At 71.1% G+C, this 25,114-nt stretch carries 39 protein-coding genes and 1 pseudogene; all 40 read left to right on the top strand.

What is annotated here, in order from left to right; translation table 11 throughout:
* The first annotated feature begins 18 nt into the window (after positions 1-18).
* The 40 genes and pseudogenes from AB0E14_RS19550 (at position 19) to AB0E14_RS19355 (ending at position 25,106) form a co-directional block, all read left to right on the top strand.
* Positions 19-291 (top strand): hypothetical protein, encoded by a 273-nt coding sequence (locus AB0E14_RS19550; RefSeq protein ID WP_362419124.1) that lies wholly within the window; start codon positions 19-21, stop codon positions 289-291.
* Positions 288-1,124, top strand: a complete 837-nt coding sequence (locus AB0E14_RS19545; RefSeq protein WP_362419121.1) for a WhiB family transcriptional regulator — start codon at positions 288-290, stop codon at positions 1,122-1,124. The genes AB0E14_RS19550 and AB0E14_RS19545 overlap by 4 nt, the downstream gene beginning before the upstream one ends.
* Positions 1,121-1,495, top strand: a complete 375-nt coding sequence (locus AB0E14_RS19540; protein ID WP_362419118.1) for a hypothetical protein — start codon at positions 1,121-1,123, stop codon at positions 1,493-1,495. Before AB0E14_RS19545 ends, AB0E14_RS19540 begins: the two co-directional genes overlap by 4 nt.
* Entirely contained in the window at positions 1,492-1,908 is a 417-nt protein-coding gene (locus AB0E14_RS19535; RefSeq protein WP_362419115.1) for a hypothetical protein, read from the top strand. The genes AB0E14_RS19540 and AB0E14_RS19535 overlap by 4 nt, the downstream gene beginning before the upstream one ends.
* 993 nt (positions 1,909-2,901) lie before the next feature.
* A complete protein-coding gene (locus AB0E14_RS19530; RefSeq protein ID WP_362419112.1) occupies positions 2,902-4,173 on the top strand; it encodes a helix-turn-helix domain-containing protein in 1,272 nt (423 codons plus the stop codon).
* Entirely contained in the window at positions 4,166-4,966 is an 801-nt protein-coding gene (locus AB0E14_RS19525; protein WP_362419109.1) for a DciA family protein, read from the top strand. Before AB0E14_RS19530 ends, AB0E14_RS19525 begins: the two co-directional genes overlap by 8 nt.
* Positions 4,967-5,095: 129 nt before the next feature.
* Positions 5,096-6,133: a hypothetical protein gene (locus AB0E14_RS19520; protein ID WP_362419106.1), complete on the top strand. Its 1,038-nt coding sequence runs from the start codon at positions 5,096-5,098 to the stop codon at positions 6,131-6,133.
* 12 nt (positions 6,134-6,145) lie between these two features.
* Positions 6,146-6,382 carry a hypothetical protein gene (locus tag AB0E14_RS19515; RefSeq protein ID WP_362419103.1) on the top strand — a complete coding sequence of 79 codons (237 nt, stop codon included), beginning with the start codon at positions 6,146-6,148 and terminating at the stop codon, positions 6,380-6,382.
* A 107-nt stretch (positions 6,383-6,489) separates the two neighbouring features.
* Positions 6,490-7,863: a ParB/RepB/Spo0J family partition protein gene (locus AB0E14_RS19510; protein ID WP_362419100.1), complete on the top strand. Its 1,374-nt coding sequence runs from the start codon at positions 6,490-6,492 to the stop codon at positions 7,861-7,863.
* 28 nt (positions 7,864-7,891) lie between these two features.
* Positions 7,892-8,773 carry a ParA family protein gene (locus tag AB0E14_RS19505; RefSeq protein WP_362419097.1) on the top strand — a complete coding sequence of 294 codons (882 nt, stop codon included), beginning with the start codon at positions 7,892-7,894 and terminating at the stop codon, positions 8,771-8,773.
* A 488-nt stretch (positions 8,774-9,261) separates the two neighbouring features.
* Positions 9,262-9,591, top strand: a complete 330-nt coding sequence (locus AB0E14_RS19500; protein WP_362419094.1) for a hypothetical protein — start codon at positions 9,262-9,264, stop codon at positions 9,589-9,591.
* A 219-nt stretch (positions 9,592-9,810) separates the two neighbouring features.
* On the top strand, positions 9,811-10,347 hold the full coding sequence (locus AB0E14_RS19495) for a hypothetical protein (protein ID WP_362419091.1): 537 nt from the start codon (positions 9,811-9,813) through the stop codon (positions 10,345-10,347).
* Between the two features lie 138 nt (positions 10,348-10,485).
* Positions 10,486-10,716 (top strand): hypothetical protein, encoded by a 231-nt coding sequence (locus AB0E14_RS19490; RefSeq protein ID WP_362419088.1) that lies wholly within the window; start codon positions 10,486-10,488, stop codon positions 10,714-10,716.
* A 180-nt stretch (positions 10,717-10,896) separates the two neighbouring features.
* Positions 10,897-11,238: a hypothetical protein gene (locus AB0E14_RS19485; protein ID WP_362419085.1), complete on the top strand. Its 342-nt coding sequence runs from the start codon at positions 10,897-10,899 to the stop codon at positions 11,236-11,238.
* A gap of 108 nt (positions 11,239-11,346) precedes the next feature.
* Positions 11,347-11,775: a hypothetical protein gene (locus tag AB0E14_RS19480; protein ID WP_362419082.1), complete on the top strand. Its 429-nt coding sequence runs from the start codon at positions 11,347-11,349 to the stop codon at positions 11,773-11,775.
* Positions 11,776-11,833: 58 nt separating this feature from the next.
* Positions 11,834-12,100, top strand: a complete 267-nt coding sequence (locus AB0E14_RS19475; RefSeq protein ID WP_362419079.1) for a hypothetical protein — start codon at positions 11,834-11,836, stop codon at positions 12,098-12,100.
* Entirely contained in the window at positions 12,097-12,510 is a 414-nt protein-coding gene (locus tag AB0E14_RS19470) for a hypothetical protein (protein ID WP_362419076.1), read from the top strand. Before AB0E14_RS19475 ends, AB0E14_RS19470 begins: the two co-directional genes overlap by 4 nt.
* Positions 12,511-12,639: a hypothetical protein gene (locus tag AB0E14_RS19465; RefSeq protein WP_362419073.1), complete on the top strand. Its 129-nt coding sequence runs from the start codon at positions 12,511-12,513 to the stop codon at positions 12,637-12,639.
* The gene (locus tag AB0E14_RS19460; protein ID WP_362419070.1) at positions 12,636-13,112 is read left to right on the top strand and encodes a hypothetical protein; all 477 of its coding nucleotides are present in this window, start codon (positions 12,636-12,638) and stop codon (positions 13,110-13,112) included. Before AB0E14_RS19465 ends, AB0E14_RS19460 begins: the two co-directional genes overlap by 4 nt.
* Positions 13,105-13,692 carry a hypothetical protein gene (locus AB0E14_RS19455; RefSeq protein WP_362419067.1) on the top strand — a complete coding sequence of 196 codons (588 nt, stop codon included), beginning with the start codon at positions 13,105-13,107 and terminating at the stop codon, positions 13,690-13,692. Before AB0E14_RS19460 ends, AB0E14_RS19455 begins: the two co-directional genes overlap by 8 nt.
* A gap of 3 nt (positions 13,693-13,695) precedes the next feature.
* Positions 13,696-14,019: a hypothetical protein gene (locus AB0E14_RS19450; RefSeq protein ID WP_362419063.1), complete on the top strand. Its 324-nt coding sequence runs from the start codon at positions 13,696-13,698 to the stop codon at positions 14,017-14,019.
* A complete protein-coding gene (locus tag AB0E14_RS19445) occupies positions 14,012-14,191 on the top strand; it encodes a hypothetical protein (RefSeq protein WP_362419060.1) in 180 nt (59 codons plus the stop codon). Before AB0E14_RS19450 ends, AB0E14_RS19445 begins: the two co-directional genes overlap by 8 nt.
* The gene (locus AB0E14_RS19440) at positions 14,188-14,877 is read left to right on the top strand and encodes a hypothetical protein (protein WP_362419057.1); all 690 of its coding nucleotides are present in this window, start codon (positions 14,188-14,190) and stop codon (positions 14,875-14,877) included. The genes AB0E14_RS19445 and AB0E14_RS19440 overlap by 4 nt, the downstream gene beginning before the upstream one ends.
* Before the next feature lie 12 nt (positions 14,878-14,889).
* Complete coding sequence (locus AB0E14_RS19435; RefSeq protein ID WP_362419054.1) at positions 14,890-15,408, top strand: RusA family crossover junction endodeoxyribonuclease; 519 nt, start codon at positions 14,890-14,892, stop codon at positions 15,406-15,408.
* A pseudogene (locus AB0E14_RS19430) lies at positions 15,405-15,662 on the top strand (WhiB family transcriptional regulator); the annotation flags it as partial. The gene AB0E14_RS19435 and the pseudogene AB0E14_RS19430, both read left to right, overlap by 4 nt.
* 206 nt (positions 15,663-15,868) lie before the next feature.
* A complete protein-coding gene (locus tag AB0E14_RS19425; RefSeq protein WP_362419051.1) occupies positions 15,869-16,795 on the top strand; it encodes a hypothetical protein in 927 nt (308 codons plus the stop codon).
* A complete protein-coding gene (locus AB0E14_RS19420) occupies positions 16,795-17,310 on the top strand; it encodes a single-stranded DNA-binding protein (protein WP_362419048.1) in 516 nt (171 codons plus the stop codon). Before AB0E14_RS19425 ends, AB0E14_RS19420 begins: the two co-directional genes overlap by 1 nt.
* Positions 17,311-17,813: 503 nt before the next feature.
* Positions 17,814-18,569, top strand: coding sequence for a protein phosphatase 2C domain-containing protein (locus AB0E14_RS19415; protein ID WP_362419045.1), 756 nt, complete (start codon positions 17,814-17,816; stop codon positions 18,567-18,569).
* A gap of 76 nt (positions 18,570-18,645) precedes the next feature.
* Positions 18,646-19,038 (top strand): hypothetical protein, encoded by a 393-nt coding sequence (locus AB0E14_RS19410; protein ID WP_362419042.1) that lies wholly within the window; start codon positions 18,646-18,648, stop codon positions 19,036-19,038.
* A gap of 53 nt (positions 19,039-19,091) precedes the next feature.
* Positions 19,092-19,946, top strand: a complete 855-nt coding sequence (locus AB0E14_RS19405; protein ID WP_362419039.1) for a methyltransferase — start codon at positions 19,092-19,094, stop codon at positions 19,944-19,946.
* A gap of 84 nt (positions 19,947-20,030) precedes the next feature.
* Entirely contained in the window at positions 20,031-20,963 is a 933-nt protein-coding gene (locus tag AB0E14_RS19400; RefSeq protein ID WP_362419035.1) for a hypothetical protein, read from the top strand.
* The gene (locus AB0E14_RS19395) at positions 20,963-21,262 is read left to right on the top strand and encodes a hypothetical protein (protein WP_362419032.1); all 300 of its coding nucleotides are present in this window, start codon (positions 20,963-20,965) and stop codon (positions 21,260-21,262) included. The genes AB0E14_RS19400 and AB0E14_RS19395 overlap by 1 nt, the downstream gene beginning before the upstream one ends.
* Positions 21,259-21,441, top strand: a complete 183-nt coding sequence (locus AB0E14_RS19390) for a hypothetical protein (RefSeq protein WP_362419029.1) — start codon at positions 21,259-21,261, stop codon at positions 21,439-21,441. The genes AB0E14_RS19395 and AB0E14_RS19390 overlap by 4 nt, the downstream gene beginning before the upstream one ends.
* Positions 21,442-21,522: 81 nt before the next feature.
* Positions 21,523-21,894 carry an HIT domain-containing protein gene (locus AB0E14_RS19385; protein WP_362419026.1) on the top strand — a complete coding sequence of 124 codons (372 nt, stop codon included), beginning with the start codon at positions 21,523-21,525 and terminating at the stop codon, positions 21,892-21,894.
* Entirely contained in the window at positions 21,891-22,019 is a 129-nt protein-coding gene (locus AB0E14_RS19380) for a hypothetical protein (RefSeq protein ID WP_362419023.1), read from the top strand. Before AB0E14_RS19385 ends, AB0E14_RS19380 begins: the two co-directional genes overlap by 4 nt.
* The gene (locus tag AB0E14_RS19375) at positions 22,016-22,534 is read left to right on the top strand and encodes a hypothetical protein (protein WP_362419020.1); all 519 of its coding nucleotides are present in this window, start codon (positions 22,016-22,018) and stop codon (positions 22,532-22,534) included. The genes AB0E14_RS19380 and AB0E14_RS19375 overlap by 4 nt, the downstream gene beginning before the upstream one ends.
* Positions 22,531-22,866 carry a hypothetical protein gene (locus AB0E14_RS19370; protein WP_362419017.1) on the top strand — a complete coding sequence of 112 codons (336 nt, stop codon included), beginning with the start codon at positions 22,531-22,533 and terminating at the stop codon, positions 22,864-22,866. Before AB0E14_RS19375 ends, AB0E14_RS19370 begins: the two co-directional genes overlap by 4 nt.
* A 106-nt stretch (positions 22,867-22,972) precedes the next feature.
* Positions 22,973-24,052: a nuclease-related domain-containing protein gene (locus AB0E14_RS19365; protein WP_362419014.1), complete on the top strand. Its 1,080-nt coding sequence runs from the start codon at positions 22,973-22,975 to the stop codon at positions 24,050-24,052.
* A gap of 220 nt (positions 24,053-24,272) precedes the next feature.
* Complete coding sequence (locus AB0E14_RS19360; protein ID WP_362419011.1) at positions 24,273-24,434, top strand: hypothetical protein; 162 nt, start codon at positions 24,273-24,275, stop codon at positions 24,432-24,434.
* A 165-nt stretch (positions 24,435-24,599) separates the two neighbouring features.
* Positions 24,600-25,106: a hypothetical protein gene (locus AB0E14_RS19355; protein WP_362419008.1), complete on the top strand. Its 507-nt coding sequence runs from the start codon at positions 24,600-24,602 to the stop codon at positions 25,104-25,106.
* Positions 25,107-25,114 lie beyond the last annotated feature (8 nt).

Genomic DNA, 25,114 nt, shown 5'->3' with positions numbered 1-25,114 from the left:
CCTCCAGGAGGCCCCGCCGTGGACCACCCCGCCGTCATCGCCCTCTACGGATTCGTCGCCCTGTGCGCCGGCTTCTGCGTCGCCGAGTCCATCCACCACCGGCGCCGCGCCCGCCCACCAAGCCCCGCCTTCCGGCTCCTGAACGCCGTCGACGAACGCGACCTCGCCGCCTTCCGAGCCCAAATCGAGCACCACGACACGAGCAACGCGGTCATCGCCGCCGCCACCGCGATCGTCGACACCGAACTCGCCCGCACCCGCGACCCCAAGGAAGGGGGCCCCACCCCATGAGCCTGCTCCACGCCCTCACCGAGCACCGCCACTACCTGTACCGCGGGTGCGCCCCCGACCCCGACCAGCCCACCCAGTCCGCCGCCGACCCGGACGTGCCGCTGGACGCCTGGACAACCAGCACTGTCGACGGAGGCCTCCCGCAGCGCGAGCGCCTGGACCAGCAGAAGGCCGCCGTCGCCATCTGCGGCCGCTGCCCCGTCCAGACCGCGTGCGCCGCCTACGGCAACGCGGAGGTTCCCGGCGGCGGGCTGATCGAGCCGGACGGCATCTGGGGCGGCCAGCTCGCCCTCGACCGGCACCGCGCCCTCATCAAGCGCCGCGCCGCCCAACCCGCCACCGCCGAACCGCTCCTCGCCCCCGAGCGGATCGCCGAGGCCGGCTCCACACCGAAGCGGCGTCTCCTGCGCGCGCTCGCCCGCGAGACCGACACCGAACTCGTCGCCTACCGCGCCCGCATGGACGTCCGCACCGCGAACTGGCACCGCTCCTCCCTGTGCTCGCTCCTCGGCCTCGACAAGGAGACCGGAACCCGCGAGCAGCTCCTCGCCCTCGCCCGCACGCACGGGCTCCTCGCGGCCGGCGTGCGGATCGTCCCCGACGGGCGCTGGCCGATCGCGGCCGCCCCCACCACCGACGGCGCCCGCCAACGCCGCCTCGCCCCCGGCCAGCCGATCCAGCTCGCCATCCCCGGACTGCCCGACTACCCCCGCACCACCCCGGTACCCGCGCCCCGCACCCCGGCGCCCGCCCGGCTCCGCCTCATCACCGCGGCCGCCGCCCGCCCGGTGCCGCTCATCCTGCCCGTCCGCGCCCTGGAGACCGCCGCATGACCACCCCACCCGACACCCCCACGGTCGACCAGGCCCTCGCCACCCGAGCGGCCAGCTCTGCGGAGTACCTCGCCGGCGTCCTCGCCGCCGCCATGCTCGACACCGTCGGCCAGCCGGAGAAGCTGCCCTCACTCCTCGTCCCCGACCTGGATCCTGCGGACGTCGACCGCGTCTGGAACCTCGCGCTCACCGTCGGGTTCCGCCTCGGCAAGCTCGTCGCCAACCCCAACTGGACACCCGAGGCACTCCGCCGCCTCAAGGCCGAGCTCCACAAGGCCGGCTACCAGGCGATGGGCGACCTCGCAGGACGCTCCGCCCGCACCCTCGGCTCCCACCCCGCCGACACCGACCCAGTACGGAACCACCCGTGACCGCCCGCCCGGGCCGCGGCAGGCCACCCGTCTTCACCGAGCACGTCCAGGCCCTGTTGCTCGACGCCGTGAAGACAGGCCTCCGCCTCGGGGACGCCTGCAAGAAGGTAGGCGTCGGGCCCAACGTCCCCTCCCGCCACGCCCGGACCAACCCGGCCTTCGCCGCCGCGCTCGCCGACGCCAAGGCCCAGGGCAAGCAGGCCCGCATCGAGGACCTCGCCCACGACGAGTACCGCTACAACGTCCACGGCTGCCGCTGCCCGAAGTGCTGCACGGCCGCGACCAAGGGGCGGGCCGGGCGCCGCGCCGAGGCCCGAGACGGGGCGGAGGACCCGTCGGCGAGCGCTCCGGTATCCCCTACTTCCTTTTTGCTGCCCCGTCTTTCGTCGTGGACAGGACGGCACGCCGCCTGACCCTGTTATTTGGGGTGAAAAGTTATAGGACAACACCGCAGGTCACCGCCCCGCCTCTGCGCTGGTCCGATGACCTGGATATCTGATGACAAGTCGGCTCGTACGACACGTTCGGAAGGAAGGTGGTGGAGCGGTGAGCCCAACGAGTAGGCTTCGCCTTGCGCCAGACGACCACTCAGATGTGAGGCAGGCCGGAACCGCGCGACAGACAACGGAAAGGCCCCGCTGCAACCCAGGTGCTGGTAACACCCGGAGCGGGGCCTGGCCGACACACAACTCTCCAGAAGGTGCCGGCGATGTCGGCACACCCTCGAGGAAGGCGCCGACATGGCGAAGAGTACCCGGGTAGCAGCCCGGTATGACAGGTGGACCCGTGGCTCCGGCGTGAACATCACACCGCCGACGCAGCCCGCCACCGCCGCGCCTACCCTCACCGCGCAATGACCGCGCCCGTCCGGCAGCTCCGCCGGACCGCGCACGCCGACGCCCTGACACCAACCGCCCGATGCCTCAAGGCGGCCGCGGCTTGTCGTCGGCGCTCTCAGATTTCCGTGGCTACCCAGCCACGGCAGACCTCACCCAGTAAGGGAGAGCAGGTGACGTAGCGACTTCCAAGGCGGGAGGTCCTGGGCCCCTTGGCGGGGGCACTTCCTCAACCGCCGGCCGCGGTGTTGGCGCACCGTGCGCGGCCACTTCCTACGGCTCGGATATGGCGTCCGAGCTAAGGCCCGAGGTTCAGATCCCGTTTGGCGACGAGGTCCGAGCGTTCGAGCGATCACTGCTCCGCAGCAGTTCGACCCACCCGCAGGGGGCCGCTTTTTGCCGTCCCCAGAACAGAAGGACGGGTACATAGTGCAGCACGCCGTACCGTCTTGTCAGCTTCCGCGCGCCCGCACGGGCGATTCGCGGCTTATCTCCGCCTCCTCGGGTGACATCCCGTGCCAGAAGACCGGCACTCAGGGCCCCGCTCTGCCCGACCTCCAGGTCCCTGCGGTGCACCAGTGGATCTCCACGACGACCGGGCGGGTCGCGTCCGACCCGTACTCGTGGATGCAGGCCGTGCACTGGGTCGGCGGCTCCGGGCTCTACACCCCGTCCCGCAGCCACGGCCCGCAGTGGGGGCCGACGACGGTCGCGCTCGCGCAGCTGCTGTCGGCGCTCGCCGAGTGCCGGCCGGGCATCGACTACCTCGCGCGGAAGCTCGGCGCGTCCGAGCGGACCGTGCAGTACCACCTCGACATGCTCCGCGAGTCCGGACTGCTCGTGTACCGCTCCAAGGGCACCCGCGCGGCGGGCCGGGTCCGGCTCGCGTCCGTCTACGAGCGCGTCATCCCCGCAGAGTTCGACCAGGCCCTCGGGATCCGTACCGTCCAGCGCGACGAGACCGCGCCGACGCACACGAGGGTGCCGGTCGGGATCGCCGAGGAAGGCCGGGCCCTGATCGGGAAGCTCGCGAAGAAGGCCGCCCGGAAGGTGCGCCGGAAGTCCTCGAAGGCCCGCCGGGCGCCGGGGTTGGATTGCACCCCAATGCAGGTCGGTACCTCAGCTGTCTCTACTGCGGGTGATCTCCCTGTTCCCTCTGAGAGCAAGCTCGCAAGCGGGAAGAAGGTCTCCCCCACCCCCAAGCAGCAGAAGCCGAAGGCCCGGAAACTCAACGCCGTCGGCCGCCGTCACCAGCTCGCCCGTGAGCTGATCTCCCAGGTGCCGTGGCTGGCCAACGCTGCCGTACCGCGGATCGCGTGGGTGGCCCGGCACGTGGCCGACGCCGGGTGGAGCGTGGACGACGTCAGGGCGTTCCTCGCCCTGGCCGCCGACCCGGACGCCCGCCGGCCTTCGGCGCTGCTCGCGCACCGGCTGAAGGGCGCGCACCTGCTGTGGGACACCCCGGCCAAGCGCGCGGCCGCCGTGGAAGCGTGGAGGGACTGCCGTACGGCCACAGCTGAGCGGCACGTCGAGTGGCAGGTGGAGCAGCCCGGCCCGTCGTCGCAGGCCGTACGGCGGCTCTTCGCCGAGGCGACCGCCGCCATGCAGGCCGCCCTCGTCGACGACACCGCGGCCTCGGTCGTCGATGCCACCAGCGAGCTGGCCCTCGAGGACCTGCCCCGCCACCTGGTCATCGACATGCGGGCGGCAGCCGAGGCCGACCTGGAGCTCATCACGGCCGCGCTCGAAACCGGCATGAGCGAGCGCGACGCCCGCCGCCTCTACACCAACCGGCTCGTCGACCGGGCCCTGCGCACACGGAAGGACCTCGCCCATGTCTGAGCCGCCACCGAAGGCCTCCGGGCAGGACCTCGCCCGCCAGGCCCTCGCCGCCTACAAGGCCAGCCGCCCCACCGGCCCGGCCCCGGCCCGCCGCAGCAAGGTCCAACGCCGGGCCGCCCGCGACGGCGGCCGCGACCCGATCGGCTTCGCCGCCCTCCTCGAGAACCTGGGCGCCGAACAGGGCTGGGCCATGGGAGTGCAGGGCGGCGGGATCCTCGACCGGTGGGCCGAGCTGTGCCCGCAGTACGAAGGCCGCGTCCAGGCCGTCGCCTTCGACGCCGAACGCGGACGGCTCGACCTACGGCCAGGATCCGACTCGTACGCCGCCCAACTACGGCTCCTCGGCGGACAGCTCTGCCGCCAGATCAACGACAAGCTGAACACCGAGACCGTCCGATCGATCCGGGTCCTTCCCGTCGGCCGGCTCGAGGCTCCCCGCACCCGCGACACGGCACGCGACGACGTGGCACGGGCCGAGGACGAGCCCGTCCGGACCCGGGAGTCCGCTTCCCCCGGCTACCACCGCGCCCTCGCCGTGCACCGCGAGCACCACACCGCCCCCGAGACCAACACGCCCTTCGCCCGGGCCGTCGCGAAGGCGCGCGCCCGCCAGGACGCCGCGCTCATCGCGAAACGGCTGCCCGACGAGGAGCACAGCGAGTACCTCGCCGAGCTCGATCGCCTCACCAAGGACCAGCCCGTCGACCGGCTCGCCGCCAGCGTCCAGGCCGCCCTCAGCTACAAGCACCACGGCCAGAGCCGCGAACCCCAGCCCGTATTCAGGACCGCCTGACCCGGATATTGCGTCGCAATATCCGGCTGCCAGGCCCGCGCCCGTTTACTGCGGTAGCCGAGCAGGGGGAATGACGACGCGGATCTGCGGGAGCGTGAGCACACAACTTCCAGCCCCCGGGAGCGCGCCGTGCACACCTTCACCGTCGACTACAGCAAGGACCGGCCCGACCCACGGACCTGGGTCAACCGCGGCTACTTCGCCCACAGCCTGCCCCGACTCATCCCGCTCTGCCAGCTCTTCGGCCACAAGCCTGTCGTCGACGGCTACGACTCCAACTACGGCACCCGCGACCGTGCGCGCTGGGTCGCCTGTGACCGCTGCGGCGTCCGGCCCGAACCCCAAGGCGTCCTCGACGCCGACACCTGGCAGCTCGGCCAGCCCTACACCGGCCCCTTCAACCCCGGCCAGCCGATGTCGCCGACCGTCCGCAAACAGCTGGCAGCGCGCGGACACGACGCCGGGATCCGCCAGCCCGGCGCCTGGCCGGCCCGGCCCGAAGGCGCGATCGGCTGCCAACTCGTCATCGGACGGTCCCCCACACTCGGCTTCGGATTCAAGGTCGGCAACGCCGGCAGCGAGCACGTGCTGTCCGCGCACATCGGCCTGGGACCCCTCGGCGCCCTGTACGTGCACACCGAGTGCTTCGGCACCTTCCTGCAGCGACGCCTCAACCCCACCGGCTTCCACTCCCGCGTCGTCGACCTGTCCTTCCACCACGGCCGCGTCTGGTGGTCCCTCTGGGCCCGACGCAACGAACACCGGGCGAAGGACCCGCGCTGGATGAGCGGGAACGCCAACATCAACCCCGCGCACTACCTCCTCGGCCCCCGGACCAACACCGTCCTCGACCGCACCGAGAAGACCCCCGCCACCGTCCACCTCCTCGACGGCACCCAGCACGCCGTCACCGTGCGCATGGAGAAGTGGCAGCAGTGCCGGCCGCGCGGCCGCAGGAAGACGTTCTGGGCCGTCGACTGGGACTGCCCCACCGGCATCCCGATCCGCAACCACGCCTGGAAGGGCTACGAGACGTACGGCGGACACTTCCCCGCCCCCGACGGCCTCACCGACGCCGACGGCTGGGCCGAGGAAGCCGCTCGCCTCGTCGCCGAGTCCTGTATGCGCAGCCGCGACCGCTACGGCTACCGCGCCCCCGCCGCCTGAACGGAGACCCCCTTGCGCACGCTCACCACGCCCTCGTTCGCACCTCGGTTCGCCGCCTTCCCGCCCGCGGCCTGTCTCCTCCACGCCGACTACCACCCCATGACGTCCGAGTGCTGGGGCGCGACCGTCGACTGGTACTTCACGCACGACCACCTCGACCAGGCCGCCGCGCGGGACGCCTACCTGGCCGCCGTCGAGCGGGAGATGCTCGACCGGCACGCCCGGAGAGAGGCAAGACACCGGGCATAGAGGTCATTCGTGGCGTATCGCACAGTTCCTCTCGACGCGGCCTCTCAACCGGTTCTGGCAGAACCGGTAAGGTCCAGGGCGAATGCTCAGCACCACAGGAGGAACAGATGCCGCGCAACAAGGCGGGCGGATCCGGGAACACGTCGATGACGGACGTGCCGCTGCGCACTGCGGCTGCCCCGCGGAAGGCCGACCCCAAGAGCATCGTCGCGAACCCGCGTAACCTCCGCGACGGAGACCTGTGGGAAGACGAGCAGGACCATCAGCAGATGGTCGCATCCGTCAGGTCCGAGACCGGCCTCATCCAGGCCCTCGTCGTCTGCACGCGAGCCGCGTTCCTCGCCGAGTACCCCACGTACGCCGAGCAGCTCGGCTCCGCCGAGTACGTGATCCTCGCCGGCCACCGCCGCCACGCGGCCGTACTCCAGGTCGGACTCGACGAGGTCCGCATCGACGTGCGCGACGACCAGGTCCCGAACATGGACCTCCTCATGCTCGAGGAGAACCTGAAGCGCAAAACGCTCAGCGTCTTCCAGGAGGGCGAGGGCTACCGCCGCATCGAAGCCCGAGGCGTCAGCCACAGCGACATCGCGAAGACGGTCGGACGGTCGAAGTCCCACATCACCAAGCGCATCACTCTTCTGAACCTCCCCGAAGACGCGAAGGAAGCGTTGCTGGGCAAGCGCCTGACGATCGACAACGCCTACAACCTGTACTCCGCGCTCGACGGCGAGAACCTGCACCTCCTCCTCGAGGCCAACGAACTACTCCGCCAGGACCGGACCCTGAAGGCCTCGGACGCGGTCAACGCCGTCCTCAGCGGTTCTGCCAGAACCGCTGCCGCGCGGGAAGAGACCCCCGCAGTCCAGGGGTCCGCGAGCGGAACGGTGTCGGCAGGCTCCTTGGGTTCGACGGCGACGGCGGTTCTGGCAGAACCGGAAGAGGATGCCGAACTGGTTCCGGCCGAGCCTCCGGTCGTGCCGGACGCCCGCGCGGAGGCGGTTCTGACAGAACCGGTTCCCCCGATCGCTCAATCCACGGCCGCGGCTCCGTCCGACCAGCTGACCGCCCAGGACAAGGAGCGCGTCGGCCGCGGCTACGCCAGCGCGCGGCGACACGAGTTCTGCGTCGCCCTCCTGCGTGACTACACCGACCCCGCGATCGACGCCCGCAGCGTGCGGGTCGCCGAGACTGCGCTGCGGCAGGCCACCCCAGCAGCCGTCGACAAGGCGCACCGCTGGATGGCCGAGACCGATGCCGACGCACAGGAGTTCAGCGCCAGCAGCTACCGCGACGCGGTACTCGTCCGAGGGGACGCTACGCTGACGTCCCGGCTGGCCTACGCCGTCGCCCTGGCCGAGTCGGAAGTGCGAGCTTCCAACCGGGCCAGGAACTGGGATTCGCGCGACATCGCGCACCTTCAGCACCTCGTCGACGCCGGCTACGACCCCACGCCCTGGGACAGCCGCCACCTCGGCTGAGTGCCGTCCACCGCCCCCGGAGACCTTCATGACCCTGTACCTGCCACCCAAGTACGCCCCCGAGCTGAACATCCCGGTGTTCCTGGTGATGAACCGCGCGGGCTCCGTCGGCAAGACGACGGTCGCCAACACCGTCTTCACCGAGGCAGCCCTGCGCGGCTGGAAGGGGCTCATCTTTGACGCCGACCTCCAGAGCGACATGAGCTACTGGTTCGGGTACGACGGCGACGCAGTCCCCGATGGGGTCTTCACCATCCACGACCTGATGCTCGGCAAGGCCCGCCTTGAAGACGTCACCGTGCCCGCCCGCACCCGTGTCGCGGCTGGCCATGGGGACGACGCCTTCGAGACCATCAAGGGCCTCGACCTGGTCCGCGGCGACATCAAGATGAAGCAGGCCGACGGCGAGCTCGTGCGCGCGGACAACGCTCTGGCCGTGTTCTGGCTCCAGGAAGTCATCCGGACGCAGGTCGAACCCGGCAAGTACGACTTCATCGTCATCGACGCCCCGGCCTCCTACGGGCGCCTGTCCGAGTCCCTGCTCGTCGCCTCGACCGACGTCATCACGATGATGAAGCCCATGCGCAAGGAACTCCGCGGCGCGCGTGCCCTCGCCCAGGAGATCCAGAGTCTGAACGACGACTACGACCGGTACGACGTCCGCGTCCGCCCCACCTGGTACTGCATCAACGACGCCAAGGCCGCCAGCCAGGGCCACTTCTTCACCAACATGCAGGACGAGGCCGCCGAGATTTACGGCGACAAGCTGCTCCCGCAGATCAAGAATGCGGTCGTCGTGGCCGAGGCCTACGACGCCCAGGAGCCGCTGCCGATCTGGGCTCCGAAGACGGACGCCATGAAGGTCTTCGGGGACATCGCCGACCGGCTCGGGTTCCCGGCCAAGAGCTGACCGGTTCTGCCAGAACCGACCCACGAGGGTCCCCGGCTGGGAACGACTGGCCGGGGACTCGGCCTGTTGCCCGCGCCGGCCGGTTCTGGCAGAACCGATCGGGGGATGCGCCTACCCGTGTGGCGAGCTGGGTCACTACAATCGCCGTCATCTGACGGGCACGTGCTCGTGAGGTCTCTGGGCCCCCGCCCGCGCTGGGTCGTTGTCGGCAAAACTCCGTCCCCTCGCGTCGCGGGGGCTGCTCATATCCACGGGTGTGCGGTCTTGCCCGCTTTCGGGTTCGGGTCCACCGTAGAAGTGGACGACTCGTGTGCATAGTTTGTGGAGACGGGCACAAAGAACGGTCCAAGATCCCCATACCGTTCGGTTTCCTGTCACAGTGACGTACCACGGGATGGATGGCAGCCATCCCGGACTCGGAACCCGGCTCGAAGGGGAGTGTCGGGGCTGAGCACCCTTCCCGACTGCCCGGAGCGGAGACGCCCCCGATGCCCTCAGCCGAGCACGCCCCCACGCCGCCCGAGCGCGGCGACGGTTCCGTGATTCACCTCGCCCACCGGTTCTCCCGCACGGCCCCGGTCGCCGCCGTCCCGGACGGGTCGCCGGCGCAGGAGCTGGCCTTCACGCTGCAGTCCATGTTCCTCGCCAGCGGCCGGAGCCTCACCGACCCGTCGACGGCCGAGACGTTCGGCACCACGCTGGAGGCCGTCCTGATGATGGTCGACGGGGCCCGCGCCCACGACGTCGTGGGGGAGTCGGAGTACCAGGCGCTGCGGGTGATGCTCGAGGAGATGCGGCAAGCCCCCGAGCTTGTCTGACATATGCCAGTGACATTGGGTGTGAATCGGGAGAACCCCCGACACGCTCTGTCGCGGACCGTAGATCAACACGCACACAGCGTTCAACTCCAGCCACATCTATGCCACGATGGGGCGTCCGGATTCACCCGGAGTGACAGACTCCGGCCCCCGGCGCGCGTCCCTGGCCCCACCGTCACGCACCCGCGCCCCACGGGGCCGCACGGCGGACGGGGACACATGAGCACCGGGGACGACTACACACCAGCAGCCCGCCTGAGACTGCTGCAGACCGAGTTCCTCCAGCCCGGACGCGGACGGCACCACGAGCGCACCGCCACGGCCACCGAGCCCGCGATGCCGATCCGGGCCGAGGTCTACGACCACATTCGCGCGGCGGTCGACGAGGCCACCGAACACACGCGGGCCGCCGCTCCCGAGGCCGGCGCCCGCCCCAGGGAAGCCGACCAGGTCTACAGCTGGATGGTCGAGCAGACCGCCCACCTCGCCCCCGAGCGGCAACGGGCCCGAGACACCCTGATCTACCGCCACGGCCTCGAGCACGCCATCGTCATGGGCGACTTCAAGACCGTACGCCGCCACGCCTGCCCCAGCTGCGGCACTTGGGGCCTGTTCTGGCGGCGCGACCGCGAAGCAGCCGTGTGCGTGAACCGTTTCTGCGCCGACGACGACGGCATCGCCCACGCCTGGACCCTGGCCCAGCTCGCCGAGGACCACATCACGCGGAAGGAAACTTCCGCACGCCGTGCAACCTGACGCTAGGTTCAACGGTCCAACCATCGACCGCACCTTCATCACATGGCAGCAGCAGTCGGGCTGTCAGCACCCGCACCACACCCGCACATCGGCCGCCGGAGCTGCGAACGACGGCCGCCGAGACCCGGGAGCCCCACCGTGGCCGTCAGCACCATCCAGCCCTACCCGCTCGACCAGGACCTGGTGACCTACAAGGAGGCTCGCAGGCTGTTCGCCGAGACCGACTACAAGGTCTCCGAGTCCACCATGAGGCGATGGGTACAGGAGCGGCAGCTCACCGCCGCCAAGTACGCCGGCATCGTGTACGTCTCCTTCTCGGAACTCCTGGTCGCCCACGGCGACTGGGTCAACCAGGGCACCGTCCCCTGACTACCGCTCACCCCTCCTGACCGTCAGCCCCGTTCCCCTCCCCGGGAGCGGGGCTTTCTTGTGCCACACTCCGCATAACCTATTGCGCGCGCAATGGGATATGGCTTATGGTGGTGGAGCCGACAACGCACCAACCCCCATCCCGGGGCCGGTGAGACGTACGAGTCCAGGAGCCCCGCCATGAGCGTGATCAGCCCTGCCCGAAACACCCAGCCGCTCACCCACTACGACCGGCTCACCCCCCTCCAGCAGGACACCTTCGACCGCTTCATGGAGATCGCCGACAACGCCGTCACCGCCGACGCCTACAACCAGGCCATCGCCGGAGCCGCGTTCGCCGCCGCCATCACCCTCCCCACCAGCGGCGAGATCGCCAAGTGCGCCTGCCCGAGCTGCCCCTGCGGCGCCATCTTCGACCCCGCCGCCCCCGGCCTCACCGTCGTCGAGACCAGCACCTACGGACTCCCGCTCCTCCAGTGCACGGACTGCACCGACGACCACGCCGCCCCCATCGAGGACTAGGCCCCCTCACGCCACCGGCCCGGCCGCGAGGTCGACGCACCCCATCCCTCGCGGCCGGACCGGACCAAGCACACCCCAGACCACCCCGCGCACCCACCGGGAGACCCCATGTCCGAGACCGGCCTCATCCTCCGCACCACCCAGCAGATCGTGAACCACTTCGGCCTCGTCGACGCCGCCCACCCCCACTTCGCCGACCCCCAGGGACGCCTCGACATCCCCGGCGCCGTGTTCCGCGCCGTCACCGGCAAGACCCCCAACGCCTTCCTCAACGACCCCACCTACGCCCGCATCCTCATCGAGACCAACGCCCCCGTCATGGACGCCCTGCGCTGGATCTCCCACATCCTGCCCACCGAATCGCCCGACTCCGGCACGGGCGAGGACATCATCGAGCACCTCGCCGGATGGCTCGCGTCGCCGGACCCGCACCTCGGCCACCGCCGCCCCAACACCTCAGACGTCATCGGCCTCCTCGAGCGCGCCGCACGCGCCGCCGACACCACCGGCACCATCCCCGCCCAGCGCGCCGCCTGACCCACGACCCCGGCGGGGCCCACCCCGGGCCCCGCCCCTCGACCAGGGAGCCCACGCCATGAGCGAGCTGACCCTCACCACCGCCCCCGGCGGATTCCGCCACGACCCCCAGTACGCCGCCGGCCGCGCCGACGCCTACGACGACTCCCACACCCGAACCCTCGACCAACTCATCGCCATCGCCGCCCAGTACGTCGAGCACGGCCACCTCCTGCGCGCCCTCGGCTACTGCGACCGCGTCACCGAGGTCCGCATGGAGCGCGCCATGGTCGCCGCCGCCGAGACCGAGCTCGCCCACACCGACGTGAAGGCGGCCCGGCGATGACGACACCAACCCCCATCACATGGACCGGGTTGACCGCCTTCATCTGGTCCACCAAGGACCTGACAGCCGACTTCGTCGACGCCCAGGGCAACCCCTACCAGCTCACCCTCGACACAGAGCACCGCGAAGCCCTCGGCTGCGTTCTGATCGACCCGCCCGGCGTCATGGACGACGACGACCTGGACGAGACGCCGACCGCGCTGGGGCGCACCGACCGGGATTGCGACGGCACCAACCGCGACGGCACCCGTAACTGCCCCCAGCACGCTGTCTGGCAGCTCCGCGAGCCGGGCGAGGGCGGCGAGCCGTTCCAGGCATGCGCCCAGCACCTCAGCCAGGTCGGCACCAACCTGCTCGGCGGTGAGCAGGGCGACCTCGAGATCCGTCGCATCCGCACCGTGGAGCGCTAGTTGAGCTGGCCCGCCGTCATCGCCTCCGCACTCGGCCTCATCGCCACCGCCATGGTCGTCCTCTCCCAGCACGGCTACGGCACCCGCAACACCCCACCCCAGGACCCTCCGGACGGAGACCCGTCATGAGCACCAAGACCCGCGCCCGCCGCCGCACCAAGCCCACCACGCCCGCCCCCAAGACGGCGCCCCGTCTCACCCTCGTCGACCTCCGGCACCCCCTGCCCGTCCGCCGCATCGTCGGCCCCCCGAACGCCGCCCAGCTCGCCGAAGCCCGCGCCGCCCTCGCCTCCGCCATGGCCCGGCTCCCCATACCCGTCCTCGCCTGGCACGCCACCGGAACCACCGCCTACGCCCGCCTCGCCGACCAGACGCTCCTCGTCCACGAAGGCGGCCACCACACCCAGTTCACCGCCTGGACCCCGTGCCCCAACGGCGCCCACCACGCCGCCACCGTCACCGACACGGCCACCCTCCACGCCGCACGCCTCGCCGCGAGCGACTGCACCACCGCCCACAGCACCCCCGCCGTACGGACCCTCGCCGACGCCCTCGCCGGCCGCACCGCCGACGACGAGCCGCAGGAGCACCCCCATGGCTGAACTCACCGAAGCCCAGCGCGCCGCCCGCCGCCAGCAGGCCCAGACCGCGATCGAATCCCGCCTCCGCGACTCCCACCAGGAGTGGAAGGCCCGCACCTGGCCGGCGGCACCCCGCACCCCGGACTTCGCGCTCGCCGCCGCGCACGCCATCGACGCCCTCGGCGACCTGGCCGCCGAGATCCTCACCGACGGCACCATGATGCGCGCGCTCACCATCAAGGACGGCGTCGCCACCCTCGAACTCGAGCCCGCCACCGAAATCCTGAAGATCTTCGTCGCGTCCATGCGCGGCGTCCTCGACGGCTACGGCGCCGAGAACTACCTCGAGACCGAGATGAGCGCCCCGTCCATCTCCATGGACCTCCGCGACGGCACCAACCCCATGAACTCCTACACCGTCACCATCCAGCACCGCACCCGCCCCACCCCCCACGAGTTCCGGCAGCTCGCCGAAGCCCGCCTCGCCGCCGTCCTCGCCGAGTGCGACGCCATCGACACCGAACTCCACGGCCAGCACGACGAAGACGCCGACCGCATGCGCGACGACGTACGCCGGATCCGCGCCAAGGCCCAGGCCTGACCCATGAGCCACCACGACTACGTCCGCCAGCTGGCCGCCGAGCTCGACCTCGCCGCCGTCTTCCGCATCCCCTGCCCGGGCACCCCCTACGGTCCGTTCGCCGACCTCCTCGTCGAGAAACGCCTCGACGGCCACGGAGACGGCTCGGCCATCGTCCGCGACAGCGAGGTATGGACCGGCACCCGCTGGGAACACCGCACCGCCCTCGCCGCCTCCGACACCTACCGGTGGGCCGACCGCGGCCAGGCCCTCGCCGAAGCCCAGCGGATCGTCCCCGAACAGACCGCAGCCCTCCACGCCCTCCACGAGGAGCGCCGCCATGGCTGACCTCGCCGGCGCGCTCCGCACGTCCGAGGACGAAGTGCAACAACTTCGCGCCCGACTCGCTCTCGTGACCGGCTGGATTCACAACCCCGCCTACGACCTCACCGCCCGGGCCGCCCTCGCACACTCTCTCGGCCTCCCCGAACCCGCCACCCACCCCAAGGGGGACCAGTGACCCCGGAATGCCCCACCCCCGAGAAGCGCCGCTACGCCACCCAGACCGGAGCCGAAGCAGGCGCCCGCCAGTCCCGCATAGGCGTCGGCACCGTCCTCTACCCGTACCCCTGCCCCTGCAGCTGGTGGCACAACAGCAAGACCCCGCCGCTCGAGCCCCTCGACCTCGCCGACACCGACCCCCACCGCGTCCAGTACGTCCGCGCCCTGCCCGACATCGCGTTCCGCACCATCGTCGTCGAAGACGCCACCGGGAAGGCCGCCACCCCCGACCGGCTCGCACTCCGCCACCACACCAACCTCAAGCGGTGGGAGCGCATCCTCAACCAGCTCATCAACGACGCCAGCAAGCAGATCGCCGACATCCGCAAGGACACCAGCCTCACCGCCCACGACCAGCGCCGCCGCACCGAGGCCTACCGCGCCGCCCTCCACACCAGGCGCGACGAATGCCAGCAGCACCGCGCCAACACCCACCTCGAGCCCGTCACCCGCACGGAACGCGACACCGCAGCCGCCGACAAGGCCGACCACAAGGAACGCCGCCGCCTCGCCGGAGAAGCAGCCGTCAAACGCCTCATCGACGCCCACGGCCCCGAATGGACCCGCTACCTCACCGAGGAATGCGAACGCCGCGACACCCCCGTACCGGACCGCGTCCACCGCCGCCTCACCGCCAGCGCCTAGGAGCCCTGCACCGTGACCACCACCCCCGACACCGAACGCCAGCTCCGCCTCGTCATCACCGTCCACGGACGCCCCGCCCCGCAGGGCAGCAAGAAGTACGCCGGCCACCGCCGCAACGCCGCCTCCGGACGCGTCAGCGCCGTCCTCGTCGAACAGTCCAAGCGCGTCAAGCCCTGGCGCGCCCTCGTCACCACGGCCACCGAACACGCCCTCCGCGCCGGATACATCGGCCACATCCCCGTACACACACCCCCGCTCGACGGGCCCCTCGAAGCGGAGATCGTGTTCACGGTCCTCAAGCCCGCCTCCGCCCCCAAGCGGAAGCGGACCTGGCCCACCACACGGCACTCCGGCGACGTCGACAAGCTCATCCGCTCCACGTTCGACGGCATCGCCGACGCCCAGGCCGTCGCCGACGACTCCCGCATCATCCGCGTCACCGCCACCAAGACCTTCCCCGGCGAACACCCCGAAGCCCTCGACGCGCCCGGCGCCGTGATCCGCCTCTACACCCTCGGAGAGACCTCATGACCGCCCGAACCCGCCGCACCATAACTCCGGCCGTTTCCAGCGCTCCCAACGGCGACTGGAGGGCCTACGGTGCCTGCCGCGAAGTGGACCCCGAGCTGTTCTTCCCCGTCGGCGTCAGCAAGGCGGCCGTCCAGCAGGCCGCGGTGGCGAAAGCCGTGTGCGCGCCGTGCCCGGTCCGGGAAGCGTGCCTCTCGTGGGCGTTGGAGACCGGCCAGCAGTTCGGCGTCCTGGGCGGGCTGACGCAGGAGGAACGCTGGGGGCTGGCACCGGTGACCCCACGCGGCCCGGGCGGAGCGATGGACCGGTGCCTGGAGGCTCGCGACCAGATCCAGGCCTGGCGCGCGCAGAACGTCCCCCAGCGGACCATGGCAGCCCGGCTCAACGTGGACCGCACCGTGGTCCGGGCGGCTGTGCAGCGGTTCGACCGTGAGGACAGCCAGCAGCAGATGGAGGCGGCGGCATGAAGGCGTCAGCGCCGCTCCACCTCAGGATGGCCCACGCCCGGTGGCAGGCCCGCCGCCGCGCGGAGCAGAAGGCCGGCACGTGGCAGCCGTTCATGCCCGCTGGGCCGGTACGGGCGCACGTGCGGCGTATCCAGGAAGCGGGGATGCCGATCAGGCCCCTCGCGGTCCGCCTCGGCTTGGGGCGCGATGGTCTGGACTACCTGATGTACGGCGACGATCGCCACGAGCTCGGCGACCGGGTTCGTCGGGAGACCGGCGAGGCTGTCCTCGCGTTCTGGCCGAAGATCAGCGACTTCCCCGACGCCGCGCGTATCGATCCGACAGGGACGCATCGGCGGGTAGAGGCGCTGGAGACCCTCGGGTTCGGCCGGCTGTTCATCGGTCAGCGGGTGGGAATGCCCAAGGCAAGCTTCAGCCGTGCCTTGCGGGCCGACCGCATCACGGCCCAGGTGGCGCGGAGCGTGATGCGGGCCTACGACGAGCTGTGGGACCAGAGGCCTGAGGACCACGGGGTGTTGGCCTGGGTGGCCGACAGGACCCGCCGTGCGGCCGCGGCTGCCGGGAGTGCGGGGCCGCTGTCGTGGGACGACGACACGATCGACGACCCGCGGGCGGTTGCCATCACCGACGCGCCGGCTCCGGTGCCCGTCGGTGGAGAGCAGGCTGTCGTCCGGTTCCTGATGGGGGAGTCCGTCGTCCTGGATGCGGCCGGGCGGCGTGACGCGATTGCGCACCTCATGGAGTGGACGTCGAAGACCCCGGAGGAGATCGGGGCAGAGCTGGAGATGTCCGCTGACGCGGTCAGTCGGGCGTGGGAACGCATCAAGGACAAGGCCCGCAAGGAGGGCCACCGCGCGCCGCAGCGGCGCGTGTACGTACAGCAGCCGAGGCTGCGTCGTGACGAGATGGAGAGTGCAGCCTGATGGCAGGCGAGACCGTGATCACGATCGTGGGGAACCTGGTGGACGACCCGGAGTTGCGGTTCACCGCGCAGGGTGTGGCGGTGGCGAAGTTCCGGATCGCGTCGACCCCCCGTGTGTTCGACAAGACGGCGAACGAGTGGAAGGACGGCGAGGGGCTGTTCCTGTCGTGTTCGGTGTGGCGGCAGTTGGCGGAGAACGTCGCGGAGTCCCTGCAGCGCGGGATGCGGGTGATCGTGCAGGGCCAGTTGAAGCAGCGGTCGTACGAGGACCGTGAGGGTGTGAAGCGGACCGTGTACGAGCTGGACGTTCTCGAGGTGGGTCCGTCGTTGAAGTCGGCGACGGCGAAGGTGACGAAGGCCAGCGGGCGGGGCCAGGGCGCGTACGAGGATGCCCGTAGGGAGCAGGGTGCGGCGTCGGCGGGGGATCCGTGGTCGTCGTCGACTCCGGGTACGCACGGCGGCGGTCAGGGCGGCGGGTCGTGGGGTGGGGGAGGGGACGTCGAACCTCCTTTCTGATGCGGGGTGTTGGTGGAGGGGTCTGGTCCCGGGTGGGGCCGGGCCCCTTCGTCGTGTCGCGGGAACCCCGCCATAACCCATTGCGCGCGCAATGGGTTATGGGTTAGAGTGGCAGAGCCGACAACGACCCACACGGGGCCAACACCCCGGTGACGGAAGGGGAAACCACGATGGCGAACTGCGACTGCGGAACCTGCTGCAACGAGTGCGGACACGACGAGAACTGCCTGAGCCTCCAGGTCCAGGGCAGCCCGTCGGACCCCAGCGACGACTACGCCTACTAACCCCCTAGACGCGGCCCCCACCCCCCAGGGGGCCGCCCCGCCCTCCCCAACCCCCACGGGGGAGGGCGCCCCCGGGGCAGGCACCCGGACACCGGCCGCACGGCCCCCCCTCCGTGCCCCGACGCCGGACTCCGCCGAGTGCCGCCCACACCGGCCGCGCGCCCCGACACCCCCTTCCCGAGGCGCGCGGCCCCACCCACCACGCCGGAAGGCACACTCATGCGCCCGTACGCCACCGCCCAGAACCTCGGCGACCGCAGCCACCAGTGCGACGCCACCGCCGTCCACACCACCCCCGACGGAGTCACCGCCTACGCACTCCTCGACGGAATCGGCTCCACCCCCACCATCCAGAAGTGGACCCGCACCGCCGCACGGCGCCTGGCCCGTGCCGCCGCCCGCCACGGGAACGCCGAGGCTGGCCTGCGCGCCGTGTACGGCCAGTACGCCGCCGAACCCGACCGCGCCGACCCGTACTACCGCGAGGACCTCGGCACGGCGGCCGCCATCGTCGCCGTCGTCATCTCCGGCCAGCCGACCACCATCGCGTGGTGCGGTGACTCCCGCGCCTACACCCTGACCGGCGGCACCGTCACTTGCCTCACCCGCGACCACAACCTCCGCCGAGTGTTCCCGCCCCGGGACGACTTCCCCGGCGGCAGCCGCAACCGGATCACGTCCTACCTCGGCGCGACGTACACCGACGACGAGGCCATGGCCGCCGTCAACCATCCCGCCATCGAGACCCACACCCTCCAGCCCGGCGCCGCACGGCTGTTCCTCGCCTCCGACGGCGCCTACGAACCGTACGAGGACGCCGGACACGCCCTCGCCCCGCTCCTCGACGGCGCCACGCTGCGCACGGTCGCTCGCCGGTTCGCCGACGGCGCCGTCAAGACCTCCCGCGACGCCCGCCCGGACGACCCGTACGCCGACAACGCCACCGTCCTGATCGCCGACATCCCCGGCATCTGAAAGGCCCCGCCGGCCGCCCGTACTCACGCGGGCGGCCGCACGTTCATTGAGCCAGCGACCTGACCGAGGAGTCTCAATGCCCGACACCACCACCGCCGAGATCTGCGCCGCCGCCAACAAGCTCCGCACCCTCGCCACCGCCGCCGCGCACGACGAGGACCGCACCCGCTGGGAGGTCGGCCACACCCTCGGCAGCAAGTCCCGCGTCGTCGTCGACAACCACGAACGCCCCACCGTCCTTATCGAGACCTGGGCCGCACACCGCGAGCAGGTCGACGACTACCTCGCCGCCTTCGCCTCCCCGGCCATCGGCCTCGGCGTGGCCCTGCTGCTGGAGAGGACCGCAGACGAGATCGCCGACTGTGGCGGCTTCGCCGCTGGCGCCGTCGACGGGCCCATGAGCGACCGCGACCACAATGCCTGGTCCGCCGCCCTCGCCATCGCCCGCGCCATCAACGGCACCGCCTGACCGCCCATCCGGTTCCACCCCACCCACACGAAAGGACCACCACCGTGGCCCGCATGAGCAAGGAAGCCGCCAAAGCCCACGAGAAGGCCGCCGCCCTCGTGGCCCTGGACCGGGACCTGACCGAGACCGAGAAGGAGTTCGTCCTCGACAATTGGCAGGAAGCCGCCACCGCCACCCACAACCTGGCTGGTGCGTTCTTCACCCCCGAAGGCCTCGCCCGGGACCTGTCGATCGAAGTGCACGGCGACCGCATCATCGACCTGTGCGCCGGCATCGGACGCCTCGCCTACACCTGCCGCGACTATTGGGGCCGCCGCTGGAACAACCAGCCCCCGCGCGAGATCGTGTGCGTGGAGAAGAACCCCGCCTACGTTGAGGTCGGCCGGAAGATCCTTCCCGAGGCCACCTGGATCTGCGCCGACGTCCTGACCGTGCCGACGCTCGGCCTCGGCCGGTTCGACACGGCGATCAGCAACCCGCCGTTCGGCACCATCACGCGGGACGGGAACGCGCCGAACTTCCAAGGCCGCCGGTTCGAGTACCACGTCATCGCCGTCGCAGCCACGCTCGCGGACTTCGGAGCGTTCATCATTCCGCAGCCCAGTGCTCCGTTCCGGTACAGCGGCGAGCCCTACTACCGCGAAGCCCGCGACCGCGAGTGCGCCCGGTTCGAGGAAGAGACAGGCATCCGCCTCGGCCCGGGCGCCGGATTCGACACCTCGATGTACAGGGACAAGTGGCGCGGCGTCTCCCCGCGGGTCGAAGTCGCGGTCTGTGACTTCGGCGTGGTGGCCGTACCGGAGCCCGTGAGGGCCGCGCCTGTGGTGCCTGTTCAGTGCTCGGTCGAGCGGCGCCCTGTCGTCGATGTTCATCTACCCGACGAGCAGCTCACGTTCGATGCCGCCTGACCCCGCCTCGTGACGCACAACAGCCCGCCCGCAGGCAGCGCGGGCGGGCCTCGGCCCAGCCTACGACCACACCAGGAGCAACCCGTGACCTTCGAGTACCGCGACCACCTGAACCGTGTTCTGGCCATCGGTCCAGGCGCCGACCACAACGATCAGCCGCTCGTCGAATTCTGGTCGCGCGGCGAGTACGGCGTCAACGTTCCGGTCCGCATCCCGCTGGACCGTGTGGAGGAGGTGGTTGCCGGGATCCGGGACGCCGCCCGTCAGGCCGCCGGACAGACCCCCACCACCGAGCACGTCGGGCGCTGCACCGTGATGTTCCAGGGCGGCGGCCGATGCGAGAAGAACGCGGACCACCGGCCGCCCGGCTCCGACGACCCACACACGCCCGAGCCCGCGATCGAGCAGCCGGACCCGACCACCGCCGACGACCCCACCCCCCTCCGCTGGGGCCTCGGCGACGTCCTCCACGGCGACGACGACACCGTCATCGTCTGCCTCTCCGGGCCCGACCGGGAGCCGTACTGGCTGGAGCTCGACCCCGAGCGGGCCGCCGCACTCCGCGACGACCTGGCCGGCCCCGAACACACCTGCCCCGACGGCGAACCGTGCCCCGCACACGACGAGCGCGCCTGCCCGACCCCGGAGACCCACAACTGGAGCTGCGGCTGCCCCACCGACCAACTCCCCGGCCGCAGGCTCTTGGAGGCCGTAGACGCCCTCCACGACGCCATGGACCACGGCGTGAAGGACCCCGTCACCCGGCAGAAGCTCATCGGCCAGCTCGTCGCCGCCTGCGCCCACCAGGCCGAGCTCCGCGCCGCTGTCGGGCAGCCGGCCGAAGCACAACCCGCCGACCGGGCCGCCATCCTTCGGGAAGCCGCCGACGCGCTCGACGCCGACATGGAACGGTTCTTCGCCGAGTGGCCCGATGAGCCCCGGAACTCGCCCTACGCGAACGGCCGCAAGGACGCCGCCAACGACCTCCGCCGCATGGCCGACGAGGAGACCCACTGATGCCCACCCCCGAGCTCGACGCCCAGCTCGCCACGTACTTCGAGACCCGCGCCCGGCAACGCGAGCAGGACATCGACAACCGGCTCGCCGAACTCACACCCCGCGAGCGGTCCCTCGTCCGCGACGCCGCCGTCATGGGCTACGTCCTCGGCAGCCGACACCGGGACGCCGAGCCGTTCCCGCTGGACACCCCGATCATGCGGGGCGTCGTCTACGCCGCCCTCCGCGAAGACGGGGCCTACTACGCGGTCCTCAGGGGCGCAGTCGACCAGTACACCGAGCCGGAGGCCGCCCCGTGAGCGGCACCCTCTACCCCGAGGTGTCCTGCGACGGCCCCGGCTGTCACGCCGCCATCCACTACCCGGCCGCCCACACCGTCACCGACGTCCGTCGTGCAGCCCACGAGCTGGACGGCTGGCACCAGCGGCCCGGCGGCCGGGACATCTGCCCCGACTGCTGGAAGGACGGCCAACGGTGAGCGGCTGGTGGTGGCTGCCTGGCCACCCGCCTCCGTCCCACTCGCCCTCCTGTTCGCTTCCCGCATCCACCGGAGCCCACGATGACCCAGCCCGATCCCTGCCCGTTCTGCGAGATCGTCGCCGGACGCGCCCCCGCCACCATCGTCAGCGACTGGCCCGAAGCCATGGCCATCGTTCCGCTCGGACCAGTCGTCCCCGGCCACACCCTCGTCATCCCGAAGGCGCACGTCGCCGACTTCACGACCAACGCTGAGACTTCAGCCGCGGTCATGCACCGTGCCGCCGAGCTGGCAGCCGGCATCGGGCAGCCGATGAACCTGATCACCAGCCGGGGCCGCGAGGCCACGCAGTCCGTGTTCCATCTCCATCTGCATCTGGTGCCTCGCGCGGAGAACGACGGCCTGGCGCTGCCCTGGTACAGCGGGCGCGCCCGGAAGGCGTACATCCGATGACCCAGCCCGAGCCCACCGACCCCGACGAGCAGGCCTTCCTCGACCTCCACGGCCTTCAGCCCGCACGCGACGAACCGCCCGCACGACCCATCGAGACCATCCGAGTCGGAGGAGACCTCCTGTGACCCAGCCCAGTACCACCGAGCAGCTCCTCAACCTCGCCGACCGGGCCGAACGCGGCCCGCTCACTGGAGACGAGGCGGCGCGGCTCCGGAACAGCATCAGCCAGCTGTACGGCCTGTTCGAGCGCTACCGCGATCGCTCGAACGAGTACGCCGACCGGTACCTCAAGCAGCGCGAGCGCGCCGAGCGGGCCGAGGCGCTCCTCCGCGAATTCGTGTCCCTGGCCAATCTGACGCACCAGTACCCGGCCATGGGCGGCCATGACTGCCTCGGCCAGAACCTCACCTGCGCCGGGTGCGCCCTGCGCGACAAGATCCGCGCCGCCCTCGACGAGCACCAGGAGCAGTTGGCCGCCGCCCACCACTACCTGTCCACCGGCTGCCTCCACGACCAGCACGCCTACTGCCAAGGCAAGTCCGGGCAAGCGGGCCCCAAGAGTCCGGCGCAGTGCAAGTTCTGCCAGGCGCCGTGCGTGTGCCCCTGCCACACGTCCGGTGAGCAGGAGGGGCAGACATGAGCGGCCGGACAGGGGCAGCCCGCGCGATTCGGGTCCGTGACCGCGCCGCTCGCCGAGCCACCCTCTACGACCTGCTCGCCCGTATAGACCGTCTGACGCCGGCCGAGCGGATGCTTCTCGTGGACTACGCCCAGACCGAGTTGGCCGCGTCCGATGCGCTTCGGTCGTCCTTGGTGGGGGTGGAGCGGGCGCTGCAGGAGCGGACCGAGCAGTTGGTCGCGGCGGAGGCGGCGATCGTCGAGGCCGAGCAGGACCGGGACAGGGCGGCCGAAGCGCTCGCGGCCGGTATGAGGGCGTGGCATCAGGTCGTGCCCAGTGTCCACGCAGCGTGACCGATGTGCGGTTCGGGTCTCCTGCTCCCCGGGGCTGAGACCCGTACCCGCGAGTAGAACCACGACGTTCATAACCCACCGTCACATTGCCCCGGAAGGAATGTTCATGACCGACAAGAGCCTCGAGGCCCGGCTACGGATTGCCCAGCAACACGCGCACACCGCCGACGCTGAGCGCGCCGAGGCCGTGGCTCGGCTCCACGAGGCGCAGGCTGCTCTTGAGCGAGCGAACGCCCGGGCGGCCCGCGTCCACGCCGAGGCGGTGAACGTACAGGCGGCGGTCGCGGAAGTGCGGCGCCTGTCCACCGTGACGATCGAAGCGTCCTTGCGGGTCCAGGCCGTAGAGCAGGCCCGGGACACGCTCGCGGTCATCGACCGGTGCCTGGCCGGTGAGGCAACGCCGGGGGATGGGGCGTGGGGCTCGGTGTGGCTGCACGGGAACTGGAAGTGGCTGACCAGCCAGATGAGCACGCCGGGACGGGGAGTTGGAGCGGGGCGAGCCGGAAGGGCTGCGTTGGTGGCGGGAGGCCGTCCGGTGAGCGGCCGCGCGGGAGGGTCTGCGGCCGCGCGGGCCGCCGAGTTACGCGGCGGGGCGCGGCGGGGCCTGTGGCGGCGGCTGCTGGCCCTGCTCGGGTTCCAGTCCGCCGGGGGCCGTATGGAGGCGGAGGCGGGCCGCTGGGACATCGGGGCGGCTGCTGAGCAGGAGACCGGCCGGCTCCTCGCCGGGCTCGAGGCGGCCGGCTGGCACGTACGGCACGACCTGGCGCTGCCGGGCTCGCGCGCGAACCTCGACCACGTCCTGGTGTCGCCGTGCGGGACGGCGGTGGTGGTGCTGGACACGAAGCGGTGGCACCGCGGCCGTACGACGCAGCTCCTGGGCGGGCGGGTGCACTGCGGGGGAGAGGACCGGCACGGTCAGATCGAGGCGGTCGCCTCGTACGCCCGCCGGGCCGCGGCCGCGCTGGGGATGCCGGACGGGTCAGTGTGGCCGCTACTCGTCGTCCACGGCTCCCCGATCGTCGGCGGGCGGCTGCAGGCGCGGGCGCCGCAATGGGACGGGGTGGTGCACGTGCTGGGGCCGGGCTGGCTGGTGCCGACGCTCGCGGCCGCGCCCCGGCAGAGGGACCCGCAACGCGCGGCGGCTCTGGTCGGCCATGTGGATCGGGTGCTGCGGGCGTACGGATAGCGCGAGTGCTGGCGGGGCGAAACTGCGTCGGGGACCACGTCGACCACCGGCGTATACTGGTGGTTAGCGACGAACAGCGCAGATTTCAGGTGTCGTGCCCGAGCACCTGGCGCTGTAGAGAGAGTCAATAGTCTCTGAAGCCACACCATCCCAGCACTACGAAGTCGACTCGGCAGACGAGACGTAGGCGGCGGGATTCCTCCTTGGCTTTGGAGTCCCCGTGACCCTGTTCTCTCTCCTGTGCGTCGTTGTCCTGGTGCTGCTGCTGCCCGTGGTGTTCTGTGCCTTCGCGGCTGTCCTGCACCCGGATCCCAACGCTGCTGGCCGGGCCATCACGGTCCTGGACAAGCTGTTGCGCTTCCTGTCCTTCGTCCGTCAGTAGCCGTCACGGCCCCCGCCCCTCGATGGGGGTGGGGGCCGTTTTGGCGTGCCCTATGTCCCATGCGCGGAGGCGAGATCCTGGGGGAAATCCGAGTAGGTACACCCCTTGCCAACTTCGCCGTACGTACGGCATAGTTGAGTCATCGCTAAGGGGGAGGAACCCACGATGAACACCACGACTGCCGCCACCCAGGCCAACGTCACCGTCGCCACCATCCGCACCTGGTGCCGCCGCGGAGTCATCGCCGCCACCAAGACGGCCGGCAAGTGGGTCATCGACACCACCTCCCTCGCCCACCGCATCGCCATCGGCACCATGAAGCGCACCGCCCACAAGGTCGTCGAGCTCACCGCCGACACGCTCACCGCGATCGGCGGCCGCCGCTGGCAGAAGAACGGCATGGACCGGATCTACTTCAACAACGCCCGCGACCTCCTGGGCCTGCAGGTCAGCCACTACAAGTCCGGCAACATCAGCTCCGCATGGCTCGACGACGAGTCCATCAGCAACTCCGAAGCCGGCCGGATCGCCGCCGCGACGGACAAGGTCTTCTACGACCTCACCACCAACAAGCTCCGCATCCAGGGCTACGGCACGCCCCGCTCCCTGACCCTCGACGAGATGCGTGACCGGATCCTCACCGGCCTGCGTACCGCCGTCGCCGCCCTCTGAACTCCGCA

This window comes from Streptomyces sp. NPDC047981 (assembly GCF_040653315.1).
Lineage (GTDB): Bacteria > Actinomycetota > Actinomycetes > Streptomycetales > Streptomycetaceae > Streptomyces.
Note: the sequence above shows the minus strand (reverse complement) of the source record. Positions and strands in the feature narration are given on the sequence as shown.